This is a genomic window from Terrabacter sp. P5_B1 (assembly GCF_056400505.1).
In genome coordinates this window covers 1-3,750 of the sequence record NZ_JBFULD010000376.1, presented here as the reverse complement: position 1 = coordinate 3,750, position 3,750 = coordinate 1, and the positions used below count along the sequence as shown (strand labels likewise).

At 71.2% G+C, this 3,750-nt stretch carries 3 protein-coding genes; all 3 read right to left on the bottom strand.

Translation table 11 applies throughout. The features are described from left to right. Nucleotides 1-286: 286 nt before the first annotated feature. The gene (locus AC1DP0_RS19455; RefSeq protein WP_142176230.1) at nucleotides 287-931 is read right to left on the bottom strand and encodes a superoxide dismutase; all 645 of its coding nucleotides are present in this window, start codon (nucleotides 929-931) and stop codon (nucleotides 287-289) included. 128 nt (nucleotides 932-1,059) lie between these two features. After that, complete coding sequence (locus AC1DP0_RS19450) at nucleotides 1,060-1,536, bottom strand: heme-degrading domain-containing protein (RefSeq protein WP_478087711.1); 477 nt, start codon at nucleotides 1,534-1,536, stop codon at nucleotides 1,060-1,062. A gap of 42 nt (nucleotides 1,537-1,578) precedes the next feature. Continuing rightward, nucleotides 1,579-3,750: DEAD/DEAH box helicase (locus tag AC1DP0_RS19445; protein ID WP_478087708.1), on the bottom strand; the 2,172-nt coding region annotated here is incomplete at its 5' end.

The window sequence follows — 3,750 nt, the reverse complement described above, 5'->3', positions numbered from 1 at the left end:
CCCGGTCTCCTTCACGGTCACCGCCGCGGGCCCGGCCCACCGGGACGCCTGACCCACCATCCCCCGGACCGGTGTAGTTCCGCGTCCCAGGTGACGCCGAGATACATCGACCCGGCGCTCGTCCGTCAGGACCCCCGTCACGTGGGACCACGTCTTCGTGGACCGGTGACACCCTCGCGGCCGGCAGCGGGCAGCGCAACGCGCGATCGCCTGCCTCGACGCGCAGCGCCGCGCATGACGAAGGGCGGGCACCGTGAGGTGCCCGCCCTTGCCGTGTCGCAGACCGTCAGGCCGGGAGGATGAGTCCCTTGGTGGCCTTGGCGCGCTCGAGGCGAGCGGCGACGTCCTGCCAGTTGACGACGTTCCACCAGGCCTTGACGTAGTCGGCCTTGACGTTCTCGTACTGCAGGTAGAAGGCGTGCTCCCACATGTCGAGCTGGAGCAGCGGGATCTGGCCCACGGGGATGTTGCCCTGCTGGTCGAACAGCTGCATGATGTGCGGCCGCTCGGCGATGGTGTCCCACGCGAGGATCGACCAGCCGGAGCCCTGGATCGCGTTGGCGTTGGCGTTGAAGTGCGCCTGGAACTTCTCGAAGCCGCCGAAGTACTCGGTGATCGCCGCAGCGACCTCACCCTCGGGCTGGCCGCCGCCGTCGGGGCTCATGTTCTTCCAGAAGACGGAGTGGTTCGTGTGTCCACCGAGGTGGAAGGCGAGGTTCTTCTCCACACCGTTGAGGGCGGCGTAGTCGCCCGACTCGCGCAGCTCCTCCAGCTTGGTGACGGCGGCGTTGGCGCCGTCGACGTAGGCCTTGTGGTGCTTGCTGTGGTGCAGCTCCATGATGCGAGCGCTGATGTGGGGCTCGAGGGCGGCGTAGTCGTAGTCGAGCTCGGGAAGTGTGTAAGCCACTTGTCGTTCCTTTCTGGAGACCATCCGGCTCCGACCACTCTATGCCGCACCGAAGCGGTGCAGACAAGGTGTCCGGAGCGGGTCTGTGGGTGACGTACCCACTGGACCCACCCTCCGACGTCAACCCGGCTTGAGGTCAAATCGGTGGAGGCTCAGGCGTTGTCGCTCCGCAGGAACGCCTCGAGGGTCTCGACGACGAGCCGATGGTCCTCGCGCTGCGGCAGCCCCGAGACGGCGATCGTGCCCACGCAGCCGACACCCCGGACGATGATCGGGAAGGCGCCGCCGTGCGCGGCGTAGCGGCTCGGGTCGAGGCGTGAGCTGTCCTCGAACGTCTTGCCCGCGGCACGGAACTCCTCGCCGACGTACAGGGACGAGTGGCCGTAACGGTCGACGACGGCGCTCTTGCGCTCGAGCCAGCCGTCGTTGTCGGCCGTCGCCCCGGGCAGGGCCGCGTGGAAGAGTCGCTGGCCGTTGCGTCGGATCGAGATCGCCACGGGCGAGCTTGCGGCGCGGGCGGCGTCGCGGAGGGCGACGCCGACGGCCCATGCCGTGTCGTCGTCGAACCGGTCGAAGACGAGGGCGGACTCCTGGGCGGCGAGATCGTCGAGCGTGGGGTTCTGGGTCACCGCCCGATTGTCCACCTCAGGGCGACGGGCGCGCCACGCCTCTCACGCGAGGCCGAGCAGGTCGCGCACGTCGTCGGCCGTGATGGCGCCCGAGAGCGAACCGCCCTCGTCGACGACGCGTTGGAAGAGGTCCCGCTTGCGTTCCTGCAGCGCGACGACCTTCTCCTCGATGGTGCCGCCGGAGACGAGGCGATAGACGGTGACCGGGCGGTTCTGCCCGATGCGGTGGGCCCGGTCGATGGCCTGCGCCTCGGCGGCGGGGTTCCACCACGGGTCGAGGACGTAGACGTAGTCGGCCTCCGTGAGCGTCAGCCCGAACCCGCCGGCCTTGAGGCTGATGAGGAAGGCGACCGCGTCGCCTTCGCGGAACCCGCGCACGACGGACTGCCGGTCGGTCGTCGATCCGTCGAGGTATGCCGTCGTCACCCCCGCGCGCGTCAGCGCGGCCTCGACGATGCGCAGGAAGCCGGTGAACTGGCTGAAGACGAGCGCCCGGTGGCCCTCGGCCGCCAGCTCGCGCAGCTGGTCGACGAGGAACTCGATCTTGGCGGCGGTCGCCTTGCCGGCGTGGACGTCGTCGACGAGGACGGGGTCGAGTGCGAGCTGGCGCAGCCGGGTCAGCGCCGCGAGGATCGCGACGCGGTTGGACTCGGGGTCGTCGAGCAGGCCGAGGACGCGCTGCCTCTCGCGCTGCAGGTGCTGGTCGTAGATGTGGCGGTGGACGGGGTGCGGGTCGAGGGCCATGACCTGGATCTGCTTGGGGGGCAGGTCGATCGCCACCTGCTCCTTGGTTCGGCGCAGCATCAGGGGCCGGATGCGCCGGCGCAGCAGGTCGAGCAGCTCGGGGCGCTCACCGGACTCGATGGGCTTGCGGTAGTTCCTCGTGAAGACGTCGGGCCGCGGGTAGAGCCCGGGCGCCGTGAGCGAGAGCAGTGACCAGAGGTCCATGAGGGAGTTCTCGAGCGGCGTGCCGGTGACGGCGACGGTGAAGGGCGCCCCGAGCCGGCGCACGGCGACGTGGGTCTTGGCCTGCCGGTTCTTGACGAACTGGGCCTCGTCGAGCACGACCCCACCCCACCCCACGGAGTGGAAGGCGGCGTCGTCGAGGCGCAGGACGGCATACGAGGTGATGACGACCTCGGCGCCGGCGACGGTGTCGGCGAGCGACACCCCACGCTTGCGCTCCGTCGCGGTCACGGCGACGGAGCGCAGGTGCGGCGCGAAGGTCTCGAGCTCGCCCATCCACGTACCGACGACGCTCGTCGGCGCCACGACGAGGACTGGTCCCCGGGCCTCGGGTCCGCCGTCACCGAGCTCGCCCCGGTCGTGCGCGCGGACCAGGGCGGCGATGACCTGGAGGGTCTTGCCGAGGCCCATGTCGTCGGCGAGGATGCCGCCGATGCGGGCGTCCCAGAGGCGCGCGAGCCATCGGTAGCCGTCGAGCTGGTAGGGCCGCAGCGTGGCCCGGAGGTCGGGCGGGACCTCGGCGAGCGGCCCGGACTCGAGCGAGCCGAGCGCCTCGACGTTGGCGGCCCACCGCGCGCTCTGCTCGTCGACGACGCCGAGGGCGACGAGCTCGTCCCAGAGGTCGGCGTGGTGGGCGCTGAGGCGCAGGCCGCCGGTCTCGGGGTCGGCGATGTCGCGGGCCTCCTCGATGAGGTCGCGCAGCCGGTGCAGCTCGGGCCGGTCGAGCCGGAAGAACGCACCGGACTCGAGCAGCATGATGTCGTCGCCCCGGGCGAGCGCACCGAAGAGCGGCTCGAACGGGACCTCCTCGCCGTCGACCTCGACGGAGACCCGCAGGTCGAACCAGTCGCCGGGATCAGCCTGCTCGCGCCGCTCACCGGTGCCGAGCCGCACGACCGGAGCCGACGTGACCTCCTCGTAGGCCGGGACGTCGCCGTCGACCTCGACCGTGACGTGCTCGTCGGCCTCGAGCAGGGGCAGGGTGTCGGCGACGAACCGGGCGGCCGGAAGACCGGTGAGCACGACGCGCGGCACGAGGTAGGCGTGGCCGCCGAGGTCGGCCCGCAGCGCGCCGGGCACCGAGCGCAGCGACGTCGCCGCCTGAACGGCAGCGGACTCGGCGTCGCGGTCGCGGCCGCCGACGGTGCCGAAACGCGCCGTCGTGAACGGACGGGGGACGCCGTCATAGGCATGTCCGAGGTCGAGGCGCAGCTCTCCGGGGACGTCGCTGACGACCCGGACATGGAC